Origin of the sequence: Sphingobacterium siyangense (genome assembly GCF_007830445.1) — a bacterium.
Classification (GTDB): Bacteria; Bacteroidota; Bacteroidia; order Sphingobacteriales; family Sphingobacteriaceae; genus Sphingobacterium; species Sphingobacterium siyangense.
Genome location: NZ_VLKR01000020.1, coordinates 25,873 through 43,335, shown reverse-complemented (window position 1 = coordinate 43,335; position 17,463 = coordinate 25,873). Strand labels below are relative to the sequence as shown.

General features: G+C 43.0%; 9 protein-coding genes. 6 read left to right on the top strand and 3 right to left on the bottom strand.

The window, feature by feature from the left end:
- Together IQ31_RS17345 and IQ31_RS17340 are read right to left on the bottom strand one after the other, a co-directional pair.
- Positions 1 to 1,704: a RagB/SusD family nutrient uptake outer membrane protein gene (locus IQ31_RS17345; RefSeq protein ID WP_145328882.1), complete on the bottom strand. Its 1,704-nt coding sequence runs from the start codon at positions 1,702 to 1,704 to the stop codon at positions 1 to 3.
- A 121-nt stretch (positions 1,705 to 1,825) separates the two neighbouring features.
- Positions 1,826 to 5,026 (bottom strand): SusC/RagA family TonB-linked outer membrane protein, encoded by a 3,201-nt coding sequence (locus IQ31_RS17340; RefSeq protein ID WP_145328880.1) that lies wholly within the window; start codon positions 5,024 to 5,026, stop codon positions 1,826 to 1,828.
- A 256-nt stretch (positions 5,027 to 5,282) separates the two neighbouring features.
- Here IQ31_RS17340 and IQ31_RS17335 point away from each other — a divergent pair, with 256 nt between their 5' ends.
- Complete coding sequence (locus IQ31_RS17335) at positions 5,283 to 5,975, top strand: outer membrane beta-barrel protein (RefSeq protein ID WP_158638906.1); 693 nt, start codon at positions 5,283 to 5,285, stop codon at positions 5,973 to 5,975.
- Positions 5,976 to 6,118: 143 nt separating this feature from the next.
- On the opposite strand, the gene IQ31_RS17330 is transcribed toward IQ31_RS17335, so the two are convergent.
- On the bottom strand, positions 6,119 to 8,509 hold the full coding sequence (locus IQ31_RS17330; protein WP_145328876.1) for a TonB-dependent receptor: 2,391 nt from the start codon (positions 8,507 to 8,509) through the stop codon (positions 6,119 to 6,121).
- 469 nt (positions 8,510 to 8,978) lie between these two features.
- Here IQ31_RS17330 and IQ31_RS17325 point away from each other — a divergent pair, with 469 nt between their 5' ends.
- From IQ31_RS17325 to IQ31_RS17305, 5 genes are all read left to right on the top strand, one after another.
- Positions 8,979 to 9,599, top strand: a complete 621-nt coding sequence (locus IQ31_RS17325) for an RNA polymerase sigma factor (RefSeq protein ID WP_070563451.1) — start codon at positions 8,979 to 8,981, stop codon at positions 9,597 to 9,599.
- Between the two features lie 63 nt (positions 9,600 to 9,662).
- The gene (locus IQ31_RS17320) at positions 9,663 to 10,652 is read left to right on the top strand and encodes a FecR family protein (RefSeq protein WP_158638904.1); all 990 of its coding nucleotides are present in this window, start codon (positions 9,663 to 9,665) and stop codon (positions 10,650 to 10,652) included.
- Positions 10,653 to 10,768: 116 nt separating this feature from the next.
- Positions 10,769 to 14,422, top strand: a complete 3,654-nt coding sequence (locus IQ31_RS17315; RefSeq protein WP_208734298.1) for a SusC/RagA family TonB-linked outer membrane protein — start codon at positions 10,769 to 10,771, stop codon at positions 14,420 to 14,422.
- Positions 14,423 to 14,434: 12 nt separating this feature from the next.
- Positions 14,435 to 16,087: a SusD/RagB family nutrient-binding outer membrane lipoprotein gene (locus tag IQ31_RS17310; RefSeq protein ID WP_145328874.1), complete on the top strand. Its 1,653-nt coding sequence runs from the start codon at positions 14,435 to 14,437 to the stop codon at positions 16,085 to 16,087.
- Between the two features lie 65 nt (positions 16,088 to 16,152).
- Positions 16,153 to 17,346 carry a purple acid phosphatase family protein gene (locus IQ31_RS17305; RefSeq protein ID WP_145328872.1) on the top strand — a complete coding sequence of 398 codons (1,194 nt, stop codon included), beginning with the start codon at positions 16,153 to 16,155 and terminating at the stop codon, positions 17,344 to 17,346.
- Positions 17,347 to 17,463: the final 117 nt, after the last annotated feature.

Sequence of the window (17,463 nt, the reverse complement as noted above, 5' to 3'; positions counted from 1 at the left end):
TTACCAATCTTGATTTTGTGGTAGTAATGCCGGGTTCATTTCAATCTCTTGCCCTGGTATTGGCCAAAGCTTATGACGGCTTTGGTAACCCCGGGTGACGAGATTGTCTCCAGTAATACTTTTTTCGATGTAGTCTTTGGAGACGCTTTCTAAGAGGTTCCAGCGCTTAAGATCAAAATAACGCCATCCTTCACCTGCTAGTTCTACGGCCCGTTCGTGCTGGATACGTTTACTCATATCTGCTTTGTTACCGACAACCAAAAATGAGCTGCCACTATTTAGTGCGGGCATTTTAGAGCGTGTACGTACTTTGTTAAGCTCAGTAATCGCTTTATCCAATTGATTGGACTCGTTGTACGCTTCGGAAAGCATCAAAAGTACATCGCCCAAACGTATGATAGGGAAATTGATCGGTGTATGTGCACGATCGGTAATGGCGCCTTTTAGGTTTCCTTCAGGAACAAATTTCCGCCATAGATAGGTGTACCAACCCCGATTGTTGCGGATCTGACCAAAGTTTTCGTTTACACCGGTTGCCAATATCAGCTGCATATCTCTTTCTTTGTTTGCATTCCATCCTAAGTAATGCGAATATGGTACGATCAAGGTTTGATTCATCCGAGGATCGCGATTGGCATAGATCTGACGCAGTTTTGCTGTATCTGGTACTTTGGTAAGTGTGCCGCCAGATTGCGTAGACTCCATCGCCTGTTTTTTGACCGCATTATCGGTTGTATAGTTGGGGAAATAATCATTCCAGTTGAATGGACTACCATCTCGGTTTTCGTAGCGATCAGCAAGACGTGTGCTCGGCATACAGTTGTTCCAGTCGCTACCAAAGGTTGAACGCGTTCCCATATAGAAGGCCATGGGCATACCATAAGGGAAACCCGTACCACCCATATTCTGAATGGCAAAAATCATCTCCGGCGATTGATCACCATCCATGGTGAATAAGGCCGAGTAGCTTGTGTTTAAACTATAGCCATACGTGTTGGTCTTGTTGTAAACAATCTCTTCAAAATCCCGGATTGCTCCAGCCCAATCTTTATTGTAAAGGGCTACTTTCCCTCTCAAAGCATACGCTGCACCTTTAGTGATTCTTCCATAATACTTTGCATCATAGCTTACCGGCAATTTCTCAATTGCATAGTTCAGGTCATTGAGGATAAACTTATTGACATCTTCTACAGAAGAGCGACTATTTTTAAGATCAGCGAAATCTTTGTTCAAGTCGACAGTTTCATCGTATATCGGCAAGGCGCCATATAGATTGGTGAGCTGGAAGTACATCAGCGCACGTAAGAACTTCGCTTCCGCAATAAAGCCCTCCTGTTTGGCCTTGTCTATGGTCATAGGCTGGATATGCGCGATTGCATGATTACAACGTTGGATAAGATCGTAGCCCGCTTGCCATCTATCCACAATAATTGACGAACGGTCCGTAAAAGTACCGCTGATCACTTCGCCCAAACCCGGGGGATCATAGCCCAGACCAATATCGGTAAGACCATCGTAAGAAAATTGCAAACCAAAGGTGGCTTCTTTCTTTAAATCATTATAACAGCCCAGTACGCCAGCTAGGGCTTGGTCTTCATTCTGCCAGAATGTGCTAGCACTTACCTGACTGTAGGGGTTGGTATCAAGCTTATAACAAGATGATAAAGCAATGCATCCGGCTATGAGTAGTGAAATTTTTTTCATGAGGTTTAATTAATTATTCATGATATGTGTTATATTCAAAGGTGTTAAACCACCTCCTCAACTTTTGTCCATAATTTATTTAATACAGGAAGGGGATACCTCCAGTTACATTTCTTTCTTATTAGAAAGATAAGCTAACGCCAAAAACAGCCTGTTTCATTGTTGGATAGTTGGTACCGCTGATCTCCGGATCGAAACCTTTATATTTGGTAATGGTCCAAAAATTTTCCAGCGATGCAAATACGCGTAGGTTTTGCACCTGTATCCGCTTAGTGATATCGTTCGGGATTGTATAGCCCAGCTGGATATTTTTTACGCGGATAAATGCCTTGTTCTGTAACCAGAAATCACTGTTTTTGGTGTTTCTTGTATCGGTATAAGGCAACAATCGCGGGAATTTTGCATCTGTTGCACCTTCAGTCCATCGGCCATCAGCAATTTCCTGATTGATTTGATAGCCCCAGCGAACAGTGGGTGTGTAATAACCATCCGTCCACACGACTTTGTTGCCTGCATTACCTTGCAAGAAGACCGAGAAATCAAATCCTTTATAATCGAATCCCATGTTAAAACCATAGGTCATCCGTGGCGCCGTACCATGACCTACCGGAACCCGGTCATTGTCGTTGATGACGCCGTCTCCATTGGTGTCTTTATACAAGAGATCCCCTTTTTTAGGTGTACCATAGGATGCGAATGGATTTACTTTTTGATTGGTGTTTGGATCGATTGGCGCATTATCGATCATCTGTTGCACGAGCTGCATATCAGCATCTGTCTGTAATATGCGGTCGGTCAACAGGATATATTGGGTATTAATGGCATAACCTTCCTGAAGTAAATTGGAACCACTGATAGACTTGTCATTGCCTTTAAATTTGACCACTTTATTGTCAATAAAGGTAAAGTTGCCACCAATGTTGAATTTAAAATTATCGCCAATTTTATCGCGGTAAGTCAAATTCAGCTCGACACCATTATTACGTACTTTGGCCGCATTGGTGCGTGGTATTGTCGCATTTCCAACGACAAGCGGAGCAGGCAGGTTGATTAAGATGTTGTCGGTTACTTTGTTGAAAACGTCGATCGAGCCCCCTAGTTTGTAATTGAAAAGGTCAAAATCTAAACCAGCATTCAGGATATAAGTGTTTTCCCAAGTCAGAAGCGCATTACTCAATACGGTCTGCGCAAAACCTACATAGAGCTGGTTGTTTAACACATAGTTTGTTGGATTATAAAGCGCTTGATATTCATAATTGTTGATGTTGGCGTTTTTGCGGAAAGACTCATCGGAGGTTCCATTGTTACCTAAGGCACCATATGATGCACGGAATTTCAGGTTAGGCATCCATTTGATGTCATAAAAGTCTTCTGAGGAAACTTTCCAGCCAAAGGAAGCGGATGGAAATGTTCCCCATCTGCTTTTTCCGCTCATAAAACGAGATGAACCGTCTGTCCGTAGATTGGCTTCCAACAAATATTTGTCATCCCAGGATAGGTTGATCCGGCCAAAAAACGAACGCATAGCCCAATCGGTGATATTGCCAGAAGCGGAGGCATCCATAGTCGCCGCATTCAGAACGGTCAGGGATGGATCTACAAGGTCGAGTTTGGATGCCGCAAACCAACCATCTTTAAAATACTCCTGGCTGGCACCCACCATGACTTCATAGTTCAGTTTCTCAAAGAGCTTGTTTTTATATTTGGCAATTCCATCCATGTAATAGCGGTGGGATTTGATTGATTCGTTAGTTACCGACGAACGGCCTGTACCCGCTGAGGCAATTGTATTTGTCAAAAAGTTCCACCGGTCATTGAACACGGGTTGAGAGTAGACGAAATCATCGTCATAGGTATAGGTGTACGATCCTTCGATGGAAAGTCCCTCGACGGGTTTCAGTTTTCCGTAGAAGCGCGACACGAAACGGTTTTTGTTGATGTTGCCTTTCTGCGCATAAAGGCGGTGTAGCACGTTGTTAGACTGTGGGTCATCTTCCGGATTGTTTGGCGAACCAAATCTTCCATCTGGAGCACGCAGGACCATCCCCGGAGTACTTGCTGCGGCAAAAGTAAATACATCATCGATGATATTGGTGCCTATATCTGTTTTGGAAACGACACCATTGATATTGGCTCCCAACGTTAACCAAGGTTTTACATCAGCTTCTAGATTGATACGTCCGGTATGACGTTTATAGGTTGCTTGTTCGATGATTCCAGGGTTATTGAGGAGGCCGTAGGAACCAAAGAACTTGATTTTGTCACTACCTCCGGTAAAGGAAAGGTTGTGGTTTTGGCTGATTTTGTTCTGGAAAAGGTCCGAAACCCAGTCCGTATTGGGATATTTCAATGGATCCTGTCCTGCGTCCTGGCGCCAAAGGTCAATTTTTTCCTGCGAAAATATGGGCTTAGCATTTGGATCGCCATTGCGATAGCCTTCATTGATCAGCTCCATATAGTTGGCATAGTTGGAAACCATTCCAATGGTATTGGATGGTTTTTGACTCGAGAAATAATTGTTGTAAATAACTTTAAATTGCTCCGATTTACCCTTTTTCGTTGTAATGAGGATAACACCATTTGCGGCTCTTGAACCATAAATTGACGCTGAAGCAGCATCTTTTAAAACCGATATGCTTTCGACATCTTGTGGGTTGATCAAGTTCATGTCGCCAATAACACCGTCGATCACGACAAGTGGATTGGCATTATTGAGTGTTCCCTGTCCGCGAACACGTAGTGTTCCCCCATCACTGCCCGGTCTGCCTGAGCCCTGATTAACATATAATCCCGGCGCCTGTCCAGCTAGACCAGCTGACAAGGAGGTTACAGGTCTGCTTTCCACAACCTCGGACATCTGGATGGAAGAGACCGAACCGGTTACATTTTCTTTTTTCTGTGTACCAAAACCGACAACAACAACCTCGTCGAGTCCCTTGGACTCATTCTCCAAGGTGATCGTAAGCGGGTTGCCAGCTTGTGCCTTCGTTTCGATACTCTTATAACCGATGCTCGTGAAAACCAATGTTGCGTCGTTCTGTTGACTTTTGATTTCGAATGAACCACTTGCATTGGTCGATGTTGCTAGATTCGTTCCTTTAATCTGAACGGTGACATTGGCGATGCCTTTGCCATCTTTGTCTAAAACCTTACCCCGAATGGTTGTCTGCTGCATGGCCAGTGAAAGCTTGCTGTTTGTCTTAACAGGTGCAAATGGAGTCGCTTGTGTTGTCAGGCTAGATACGACCAACAAGCAGGATAATGGTATTGCCGGATACATCCAACGATTCGTCGAAACGGATGTGTTCTTGATCTTGATCATAGGCTTTTAGATTTAATTGGTCTGAAAAATGAATTTTCTGTGAAGTGAATTTACAGTATTGATAGAGAACAATAAGGACGTTTTCTCGCAATCGTTTTCGTAACAGCCTGCCTAAAAATCGAAAGATTTTTGGTTAATATCTGTTTAGAAAGGTATGCCTGCTGGGAGTATTTGGATCAATAATTCAAAGGTCAGTGTAGCGTCTGTAAGCGATTGTCGTTTAATAAGGAAATTATGTAAACCTATTTCTTTTCGTATGATGAATATCAAAAAAACCGCGTTATTGTTATGTCTGTCACTTGGAGCATATGCAGGCTATGCACAGACAAAATGGAATGTAAAAGCCGGAGTCGCCTTTTCAAATGTGGATGCTAAAAATAAAGCGGGCGATAAGGCCAGCACGGCCGCGGTCGGAGGCCTGTATTTGGGACTCGGTCCCACATTACGCCTCAGCGATAATTTCTCTTTAGAACCGGCATTTGTGTTTGCTAAACGGGGCTTTAAACGAAAAGATGGAAGTTTTATAGGCTGGGGTAAAGATTTTAAAGCGAATACGTCTTATATAGAAATGCCTATCGATGTTGTCTTTAATGCTACGATCGGTACAGGTAAGTTGGAGGTCGGTATAGGCCCTTATATCGGTTATGGATTGGGCGGGAAATGGAAAACTTCAGAATCTGTTTACCTGGACGATATTGCAATTGATAACAAGGGAGATATCAAGTTCAAAAATGATTCGAGTGAAGGTGAGTATGGGGATTATACACTTGGGAGACCTTTTGATTATGGCGCTCGTGCAAAAGTAAACTATCTTTTTAGGGAACATTATCTTGTCGGTATAGAATTTCAGAAAGGAATTGCCAATTTAGAATCCAAATGGGGGGATTATAAATCCGGGAATGCTATACGTAATCGCTCCTTGGGTATTTCAGTTGGCTATCGGTTTTAGTAACTTAAAAACAGTGAATAAATAAGCGTATTGTTGGAAGCATGAGCTTGTCTCATTAATCCAATCGTTTGTCTTCAGCGCCTCGTGTCTGGAGACAAACGATTGGAAATAAATCTTTCCGTTGTACTTGCTACTATTGGGCATTAGAATTCAATCCGGTAGTTAATGGTCGGAATGATACCAGTCCATTTTTGAGGTTCAATGATACGTTTGCTGAAATTGTAGTGCATACCCACAGTGTTTTCTCTATTAAGGAGATTCTGAATATCCAAAATAAAAAGATGGCTTACTTTTTTGCGGTTAACCCGATAGCTCGATGAGAAATCAACACGTACGTAGGGATCGGCAGTCAGGGTATTGATGCGATCTTGATCAATAACTTCTTCGTCTAAACGAAGCGATTCTTCTTCCAGAACAGGAGAGTACTTTCTTCCTCCGGCATAAATTAATTTGGCATTAAGACCGAACAGATTATTCTTACTCTTTCCCACGGTCCATTCTTTCCCCATCAATAAATTTCCTACATAACGCGTATTGAATGTGGTGTTGTATTCTTTGCCATTGCGTGCTTTGAATTTAGAATCAAAGAAGGAGGTCGTTGCCATGAAGTAATACCCCTTACTTAACGACTTCTCAAGCGTCAGCTCAATGCCGTAATTTTTGCCGGTTCCTTTATTGATAAGCTGACGGTAGTTTGATGTACCAATAGCTGCAATATCCGATACATTGAGTAAGGAGAAGTTGATGTCGGAATCTGTAGATACTGGGACATCATAAAGATGCTGATAATAGAGTTCTGTCTTAAACCGGAGTGTTCTGCTTAGGTTCTTTTCATAGCCAATAACAGCCTGAGCAGATTTCGTTGGCGAAAGAGGCTTGTTTGGCTCTAGGCTTGTTTGATCGCTACTTTTAGCAAAATAGTAGACCAAGGGCTCCAGTCGGTTATATAGACCAGTCCCAAAAGATATCGTTTGATCTGCGGCTACACGCCAGTTTAGGCCAAGCCTTGGCTCGATAGACCAGCTCTTGCTCAAGGCGAAGTAATTTGCATGTACTCCTGTATTTAGCGTTAGTTTGTCGTTCAAAACTGTTTTTAACTGTGCAAAAGCATCATAAGTACTTGTATTCCCAGTCTCATTAATCCGCTCTTTCAATGCTGCTAGCTCGGTGTCGTAGGACAGCGCATAGAGGTCATAGTGTAATAAACTTGCATTTAAGCCCGCTCTAATCGTGTTTTTACTGTTGGCGCGATAGTTTAGCGTACCCGCATAGCGAAGAGCCGTATTCGTAAATTTGTCCTTGTGATAGAGGCTGGAAACATAGTCCCGTGTTAATGTATCAGTGCTATTGGAATTACGGCTAAGGGACATGGAAACAATATTGGTGAAATATAATCTGTCGTTTGCAATGTATTGATGTTTTAGTCCAGCACTCCCCGCGTTGAACTTTAAGTTTAGATCTTGGGCGTCTGTTCGTTCGTCCCATTTTTCGTAATTACGCTCGGCAGTTTGTTGAAGTTTCCCCAAACCGCCTATACCGAATAAGGAAAAGGTTCCGGCTTTTTTTGTGGGAAATACAAAATTAAAAGAAAGGTCCTGATATTTTGGGACGCCAGTGTCTGAAACTTTTACACCTACTTTTTCCAGTAGACTCAATGAAGAATAGCGGTAACTAATCAAATAGGAAGCGTCACTTCCTTTTTTGAAAGGCCCTTCTAACGTTGCTCCTACGCCCAGTAATCCGACGTTGAATGTGTATTCGCGTTTGTCGGTATTACCTTTACGGAACCTAAGATCAAAAACACCCGCTGTTGCATTGCTGTATTCCGCGGCAAGTCCACCAGTATAGAAATCAGATTTTCCCAATACCATGGTATTGAGCATACTGATTCCGCCGCCTGCAGCGCCTTCGGCTCCAAAATGATTGGGATTTACAATTTCGATACCTTCAAGCCGCCATTGCAAGCTTTTGGGAGAATTTCCGCGAACAATAATTTCATTGTCATCGCCGCCGGCAGCAACACCTGGAAAACTCTGTGCCATACGGGCGGGATCAAAAAAGGCGCCAGCATAGCGGTTGGTCTCTTCCGGCGAAAAAGAGCGTCCACTCGTCATTGCCATCTGGTTGAGCGGTTGTTTTCCGGCATTGGCATAGACGACAGCTTCAGTTAATGCATTTATTTGCGGCTCCATTTCCACATTGACCATATTCTCCCGTCCACTGGTGATCAGTAATTCTGTAAATTCTTCTGGTTTATATCCGGCCATGCGAACTTGAAGCTGTTGACGCCCAACCGGAACTTGCTGCAGCCGAAATATGCCCTGTGCGTCTGTACTTACAGACTTTGTTCCATCACTGGATGAAATGACAATTGTGGCACCTGTAAGCGGTAATCTGGTATTTTTATCTATCACGGTTCCTTTGACAGTTTCGGTCACAACCTGATTTTTTTGCTTTGGCGCTGCTGGTTGCTGGGCGAATGTAAACCCTGCTTGAAGCGATAATCCAATAAGTAAGATTGGCGATAGTTTCATAAAAGATTAGTTTTTATCTTTATGACAGCCGACTTTCAATTTACCCTTAGCTTTTACCTAATTTTTTGTTTTTCACGCCGCGAATATGTATGATTCAACTTAAATTCACATGTCATTACATGAAATTTTATAGGTTTTACTGATAAGTAGTTATTAACATAAAGGTTGTTGATTACAAGTTAATTAACATTGTTGTTAACATTTTAGCTGAACTGTTTTTGTCCTAAATGCCTAATTGTAAAAAAATAGGACGTCCGCTACGTTTTTAACAAAAGATCTGCTCTATACTAGAAAGTTAACATGTTTATTAACAATTCCTGGGATGGTTTTTTACAAAGACTAAGCGGAGTGTATTCAAATGGCGCAGTTCATTTGAGTAGCGCAGTTCATTCAAATAATAGAGCGTATTCAAATAAAAGCTTCCCGAAAAATTAACATTTTGATAATCTGACGAACCTATCTTTGTTAGGTGAAAACTACCGAAGCCAATGTAGATAGCCACTATGTGTTGCGTTTTAAAGAAGGTGACCCCATTGCCTTTGCCCATTTCTTTGAGCGGTATTGGGAGGATCTATACACCGTCGCTTTTCGTCATCTTCGGGAAGAGGATCAGGCTAAGGATCTTGTGCAGGAAGTATTCATCCATATCTGGGAAAAACGATCGCTCGTGAGTACTGAATACTCCGATATAAAATTCTATTTCCACAAAGCCCTCAAAAACAAAATACTGAATTACTACGCCTCGGAGCGTGTACGAAAACAGGTCTTGGAGAAATCAATGGAACGTATGGACGCTTTTTCCAATTTGGATAGCCAGGCCTTTGCCAGGTATAAGGCGCTGGAGGCTATTGTGGATGATTCGATAGACAAATTACCTAGATTGATGAAAGCAGTCTACTTAATGCGTTCTGACAATTATTCAATAACACAAATTGCCAAGGAACTCAATCTGGCTGAACAGACCGTTAAGAACTACCTGTCAGAGGCCAAAAAGATTATGCGGTACGAATTGACAAGAAGGTTTGCGGACCACGATTCTGTATTTTTATTGCTCGCAGGAAGCTATCTCCTTTATGATTATTTAATATAAAGAACATATTTAATTAAAGTACTTTGCCCGTTTTGATCTGTATTAGTATAAAAATTAATGCAGGTGAATTTAGAACGCTTTAAACTTATCATAACAGATTATCTCGGAGGAAAATTGACTGAGGAGGAAAAAGGTCATGTTGACGACTGGTACGAGTCTATTTCAAACGATGATATTAATCCCTTTAGCGATGCAAATCATCGGGAAAAAATCAAACAAGAATTATTTATTCGTGTAGGAATAGCTGAAGCACCTGCGAGGGCAAAGAAGGTGGCCAACATACCGGTCAGAAAATTCTCTTGGCTTTCAGCAGCAGCGGCTATTTTGGTCCTAGGAGGCATCAGTCTGCTATTTTTACAGCACAACCCGATGTCGCTTTCTCGGAAGCGGACAGAAGCGGTCGCATTACTGACGGAAACGGTTACGAATGCGGGCGAATTGAAAGAAATTCAGTTACCTGATGGCACATCTATTTTTTTAAACGGAAATACACGTATCCGCTACGATCGTAAGAATTTTGCATCAAATAGAAAATTCTTTTTAGATCGAGGGGAAGCATTCTTTCGGGTCAGACGGGATACTTTACACCCATTTGAGATAGAAACAGGCAGCGTTTCTGTTGCAGTCCTAGGAACATCATTCAACGTCAACAATTCGATGTCTACTAAACATGTGACGGTCGAAGTTAAAACTGGGCGGGTGAGTGTTCTAAATGCAAAAAATGGAGCAAACCATATCCTTACAGCAGGTAAGGCCGTCCGGTATAGCGTAGTTAAAAATGATTTTAAAACTTTCGATAGCGATCCAGCTTACATCAGCCTTTGGACACAAGGCGGTATGCAATTGAATAACATCAGCTTCAAGGAACTGAAAGAAATAATCTATAACCGCTTCGGTGTTGTGTTGCTTACCGAAAATCTGAATACAGATCCATTCAATTATTCGCTTATGATACCACATGTACAGTCATTAGACCAGGTGCTGAATATCGTTTGCAATATTCATCAAATCAAATTTAGGAGGGAGAAAAATGAAATAATCTTATACAAATAAGCTGTAGGGGGTAGAACAGCATAATTTATCTGCCCAAGAAAAGTGCTCATCTGGCAAACCGCTAAATCGACCAGTGAGCACCTGAATATTCATGTTTAAAACATTCATACAAATATATGTATAAAATAATTAAGCTTACCGGCCTTGCGACAAAGCTTGCCATCTGCGCTATGGTCTCTTGTGCTGTAACCAATAGCCATGCTGAGGGATTGGAAAAGATCAATCGCACTTACTGGGATAATATCAATATTCATTTGTCTAGTGGTAACGCCGCGCAGGCGGTACTGCAGTTGTCAAAACAAACAGGTCAAGCGATCGGCTACGATCGGAGTATGCTCCAATTAGATCGGATTTTAATTGCCGAAAAAAAATTCCAGAATGCGAGCTTCGAGGAAGTCCTTGCCTATATCCTGAACGGGACCAACATTAAGTCAAAAAGAGTGTCAGGGGGTATTGTCCTTGTAAAAAATACGGGTAAACAGGAATCTTATGACTTGAAATTGCAGCTTGTCGATCGTACAAAACAACCTATTGGGGGAGCTTCCGTGCATATTCCACTGACTGGACAGAGCGCCTTGTCAAATGCCAAAGGTGAAGTGACTATTCGACTAGCTGCCGGCGTATATGATGTACTGATAAGCCATGTTGGATATGAAAAAAAAGAGTTGAACGATCTCAAGCTCGATGCCAGCACAGCAGGTATACGTCAGGTGGTCTTAAACGAAGATGACAACGAATTGGATGAAGTGGTCGTGACTGCATTGGGCATCAAACGGCAGGATCGTTCCCTCGGTTATGCTGTCGGTAAAATTAAGGGCGAGGATATCAATCGGGTCAATAATGATAACTTTCTGGTTGGTATGGCAGGTAGAGTACCCGGGGTTTCGATTAGTTCTACAGGACCCACCGGTTCCAGCGTGAATATGGTGATTCGGGGGGCATCATCGCTAAGTACAGACAACCAGCCGCTATTTGTCGTAGATGGAGTGCCCTTGATGAATAGTTTAAATAATGTTGGTCAGATCGGTGACGACAACAAAGTGGATTATGGTAATGCAATTGCCAATATCAATCCCGAAGATATTGAAAATATTTCTATCTTGAAGGGGCCAAGTGCAGCTGCGCTTTACGGCTCACGTGCAGGTAATGGTGTAGTGCTGATCACAACCAAAAGTGGTAAGAATGCGGAGAAGATGACCATTGCTGTGACTAGTAACACAGTATTTGATATCCCGTATAAATTTATTGAATTGCATAACAAATTTGCAAGCGGTACCTTGCCATGGCGACCAGGCGACCTGCCCGGCAATTTAGTTATTGAGGAGGAGTCTAGTGTTATGGTAGGCCCTGCACTGGATAAGGGGTATAAAGCTGTCCAATGGAATAGTCCGCTTGACGAGAACGGTAAGCCCATTCCTACGGAACTAAAAGCGTACCCAAATAACATTAAAAACTTTGTCCAGACTGGGGTCACAAGTACCAATGGGATTTCCCTGAGCAACAGAAGCGAAAAATTGGACTATCGTTTCTCGTATTCCAATATGGCCAATAAGGGTATTATCCCCAATTCGGATCTGTTCAGAAACACCTTGAATATCAATTCGACCATGCGCCTTCGCAATAGTTTGACATTGGGGCTTTCGCTAGATGCCAGCAGAAATAACTCCAGCAATAGACCTGCAGGAAATCGGGGAACCAATCCGATGCAAGCGGCCTATGAAGTTGCACCTCACATCAATATTCTGGAATTGCAGGATTATTGGTTGCCAGGGCAGGAGCAGATCCAACAGCGTTCACAGTCTATTGGCAACCACAATAACCCGTATTTCCTTGCTTATGGAGTGAATAATGCTTTTACAAGAGACCGCGTCTTTGGAAACTTACGGTTAGATTGGACCATCAAAAAAGATTGGACGGCCATGATACGGTACGCAACGGATATTTATTGGGAAAATAGGGAAACAAAAATCCCTTACAGTTATACGAACGAACCCAGAGGTGCTTATGGGATTGTTAATCTGATGAATATGGAACAGAATATCGACTTTCTGACGGCATATACAAAGAAGATGAGCGACTTTCAGATCACAGGATCACTGGGTGGAAATTTGCGGTATAATCGTGGTAAATCCGTGCAAAATACCTCAAAGAATGGCGCTGGATTAATCACGCCGGGACTCTACACATTGGCCAATATCAGTCCATTAAATTTGGATTTCTACAGTACAATTTCTGAAAGAGCCATAAACAGTGTTTACGGACTGATCAATCTAAGTTACAGGGATATGGTTTATTTAGATGTGACTGGGCGCAATGACTGGTCCAGCACCTTACCTGTGAACAATCGGTCCTATTTCTATCCTTCGGCATCCCTAAGTGTGTTGGCTAACCAGGTGTTTTCTCTGCCTAAAACGATCAATTTGGCAAAACTGAGAGCGGGTATTGCACGTGTAGGAAATGATACTTATCCCTATAATCTCTCCAATGTACTGAGTAATCCCGGTAGCTGGGGTGATGTATTGCGGCTAACACGTTCGGGATCACTCTTGGTTCCTAATCTGAAGCCCGAAATTGCAACATCTTACGAATTTGGTTTGGATCTAGGCATGTGGAATAATCGACTGAAGTTTGAAGGAACCTACTATAAGCTGGAGAACAGAAACCAAATTATTTCAACAACACTTCCCGGATCAAGTGGTTTCAATTCTAAAAATATCAACGCCGGACTGTTAAGCAGCCGCGGTATTGAACTTGCTGTTTCCGGGCGACCTATTGCCAAGGAAAATTGGTCCTGGGACGTTGGTGTCAATTGGCATCGCAATCGTACCCGTATCGATGAGCTTTCTGATGGTGTAGAATTCTATACCTTTTGGACCGACGGTCGGGGTGGGGCACGTACCTATGTCGGGGAAGAGATCGGGGATCTGTACGATTCCAAGTTAGTGACCGTAGAGGATCAATCGTCGCCGTACTATGGTTTTCCTATTCTCAATAAAAATGGTTCTTGGCAGGCTGTACGGATCAATAATAGCCGAAACAAAATCGGAAACTTCAATCCCGATTTCACGATGGGATTACAGTCAAGTCTTCGCTATAAAAAATGGACGATGAATATTGCCGCAGATATGCGTTTTGGCGGGAAATTTATGTCGCAGACCTATCGCTATTTCGAATCGAACCTAACCACGCAGCGTTTTCTTGATCAGATGATCAACCCCAATGGGATGACAGGCGAAACGCTACGCAATTATTTGGTCGATAACAATCTTGTTCGCGTGCAAGGCAATAGGTATCCCATTGTTGGAGGACCAGGCGAAGAGTATGGTGGTTATCCGATCAGTGTGGGTGGTCTTGTTGGCAATTTTGGGGTGTTTAATCCAGGTGTTATCGCACAATATGATGATAAAGGTAATATCACAGGTTATACAGAGAATCTTGGTGGTGAAGGAACAAAATATATCGCTTATTCAGACAATTACCCTTGGGATTTTATGAATGCAGCGACATTTGATGCTTCTTTTATCAAGCTTCGGGAACTGTCCTTTAGCTACGATTTATCAGGAAAATGGCTGAAACGTCTCGGAATAGAGAATGGCAGCGTGGGAGTCTATACCCGTAACCTGATCTTATGGACCAAAGCGAAAGTAGGTATAGATCCGGAAATGGCCTTTCAGCCAGAAACTGGTGTTGGATTTAAACAGGGGATTGAGCGCTACAACGTTACCCCTTGGTCAATGCCTATTGGATTTAAAGTAAATGTGACATTTTAATATACGACATAAATGAAAAATCAGTTGAAGAGATTCACCATGGCTGTAGTAGGCCTTGGGATGGTATGGAATATTTCAGCTTGTAAAGATCTGACTGAACTTAATATCAATCCGAACGGTGTAAGTGAGGAAGACGCCAATCCCAATCTGTTATTGCCGACGATATTGACAGGAACAGCGAAAAAATACAACGAATTGAGTTTCTCAGATCTTGGCGGAGTTATGCAGCACACCCAATTTGATGCATGGTTCAATTCACATAATGACTACGAATGGACAGGAGGGATTCTGAGTTGGGATGCTTATTATGGCTTTTTACGTGACAATGAGCTTATGCGTAAACGCGCGGAGAAATTAGGGTTGGATTTTCATACAGGAGTTTCGCTGGTGATGCGCGCTTACTTATTCGGATTGGTGACTGATCTCTGGGGAGACGCTCCTTATACCGATGCCTTAAAAGCGGAACTGGGAGATGCTGTATATAATTTTCCGAAATACGATAGTCAGGAAATAATCTATAAGGGAATTATCGACGAGTTGAAACAAGCCAATGAACTTCTATCCCGCCCCGATGGTTCTTATGAGGTGCTGGCGAATGCGGATGTTTACTTTGGCGGAAAGGCTTCCAAATGGCGTCGTTTTGCCAATTCTTTGGCATTACGGTATTATATGCGCATTTCAGCAAAGTCTGCTGACTTTGCCAAACAGGGGATTGAAAGTATTGTTGCCAATCCCGATAAATTTCCAATTATTACGAGTACCACTGATGATGTATTGATGGATTTTGTTGGAAATAATGCAAATGACTCCTGGCCGTCAAATACGGTGTATGATGCCAGTGGAAGTAATTTTAGACGAATGAAAATGTGTGCAACACTGGTCGACCGGCTACAGGAACTTGGCGACCCTCGTTTGGCGGTTTGGGCAAGAAAGGTAGACATACCCATTGAGATCCGCAGTAACGAGCCCGCAGGTACAGATAAGATCGTTAATGGTGTTCGGATTGTATCGCCAGATGTCGTCAAAGGCGTTCCGGTGGATACCGATAAGGAGTATGTTGGACTGCCGCCAAGTGTATCTAAAAACCCTTCGGCCTACAACCTCAATCCAACACCGGGGCAAACCTCGATCAATCCGCATGTTTCTTACCTGAATGATAGCTATCGTTCGGCGAAGGGAAGTTTGTTAAAAGCACGCTTGCTTTCTGCTGCCGAAGTTAATTTTATTTTGGCTGAAGCAGCCTGGAAAGGATGGGGGCTGCCTGAGTCAGCCAAGACCTATTATGAGCGTGCTATACAGGAATCGTTGGCAAGCTGGGGAAAGGGCGCAGACTATTCCAACTATATCCGTCAGAAAGGTGTGGCGTTTGAAAATACGCAAGTGCAGATCATTGAACAAAAATGGATCGCCAGTTGGTCAACTGCCGCACAGTCCTGGTTTGATTATCGTCGCACAGGGTACCCCGCTTTAAAGGCCGGCCCCGCAGCCATTCGTACACAGCTTCCTGTTCGTGTACCTTATATGCAAACCGAAATGAGTGTGAATCAAAAAAATGCCGAGGAGGCCTTGAAACGTATTGAAAAGACCGCTTATTCACAAGCGGATAATGAAAATAGCGCTTGGTCAAAACCTTGGTTATTGCAAGGAACAAACAAACCCTGGTAATTCGTAATCATCAATTAAAAGTTATTAAATAGAGTAATCAAATCGCTTATAAAATCAATATCACAATGAAAATCAAACATATTCTTCTTGCTGTAGTACTGTGCTGCACTTTATTGGAAGGGAAAAGCCAGACGGATAATAAAGACAAACAACCTGATCGGATTACGTTGACCTGGTCCGATGAGCCCAGCAGTACGCAGTCTGTTTCTTGGCGGATCAATGCGGATAGGACCAAAATAATTGGTCAGATTGCTGAAGAACAGAGCAATCCAGAACTTGAAAAAAACGCGATCACAATAAATGGAACAGCGCTACCGCTCGAGCGAGGACAGCAAGAGGATGCTTATGGACAGGTAACCTTCCGTGACCTGAAACCCGGTACAGTTTATGCCTATCGCGTTGGAGATGGCAGCAATTGGAGTGCCTGGAACCAATTTAGGACTGCGGAGCGTTCAGGCGCGTTTTCATTTATCTATTTGGGTGATGCACAGAACGACTTACGTTCACGCTGGGCACGTGCCATTCGGCGTGCTTTCCAGCAGGAAGCGAATGCACGCTTTATTGTTCACGCGGGCGATCTGATCAATCGTTCGAATGCAGACGAGGAGTGGGCAGAATGGCATGAGGCCGCAGGATTTATTCATCAGATGATCCCTGCTGTTCCAACACCGGGTAATCACGAGTACCGTCGCGACTCGCTTGGGAAGCTTGTACTTGACCCGCATTGGAAAGCACAATTCAACTTGCCAAGGAATGGCCCTGAGGGTATACAAGATGCTGTTTACTACCTCGATTACCAGGATCTACGTATGATCTCCCTAAATTCTCAATTGATTATGCTCGACTCTACTGCAGCAACGATACAGGAAAAGTGGTTGGAGAAAGTGTTGTCTTCATCACCAAAAAAATGGAATATTGTTGTCATGCACCATCCCGTATACTCTACGGCAAAAAATCGTGACAATACCATCTTGAGAGAACGTTTCAAACCTATTTTCGAGAAATATGGTGTCGATTTGGTCCTTCAGGGCCACGATCATACCTACGCTCGTGGCGGGCTGGGTAAAAAGCGACCTGTCTATCTCCTGTCTGTAGCGGGGCCTAAGATGTATGAATCTGATTCTGAACGCTGGATGGAAGTTGCAACGTCACAGACGCAATTGTATCAGGTGATCAAGCTGACCGAAAATAAATTGTATTTTTCAAGCTACAAGCTGAATGGGCAGTTGTTTGATTCATTCGAGTTGTCGAAAAAGTAGAACGTCATAGACGGAAGGTAATCCATTCAAACCGGATTACTTTCCGTCAATATAATTGCGGGATTCACTCCATGACGCGATTGAGATGTAACTGCAGCGAGATCGCCGGTTTTTAAG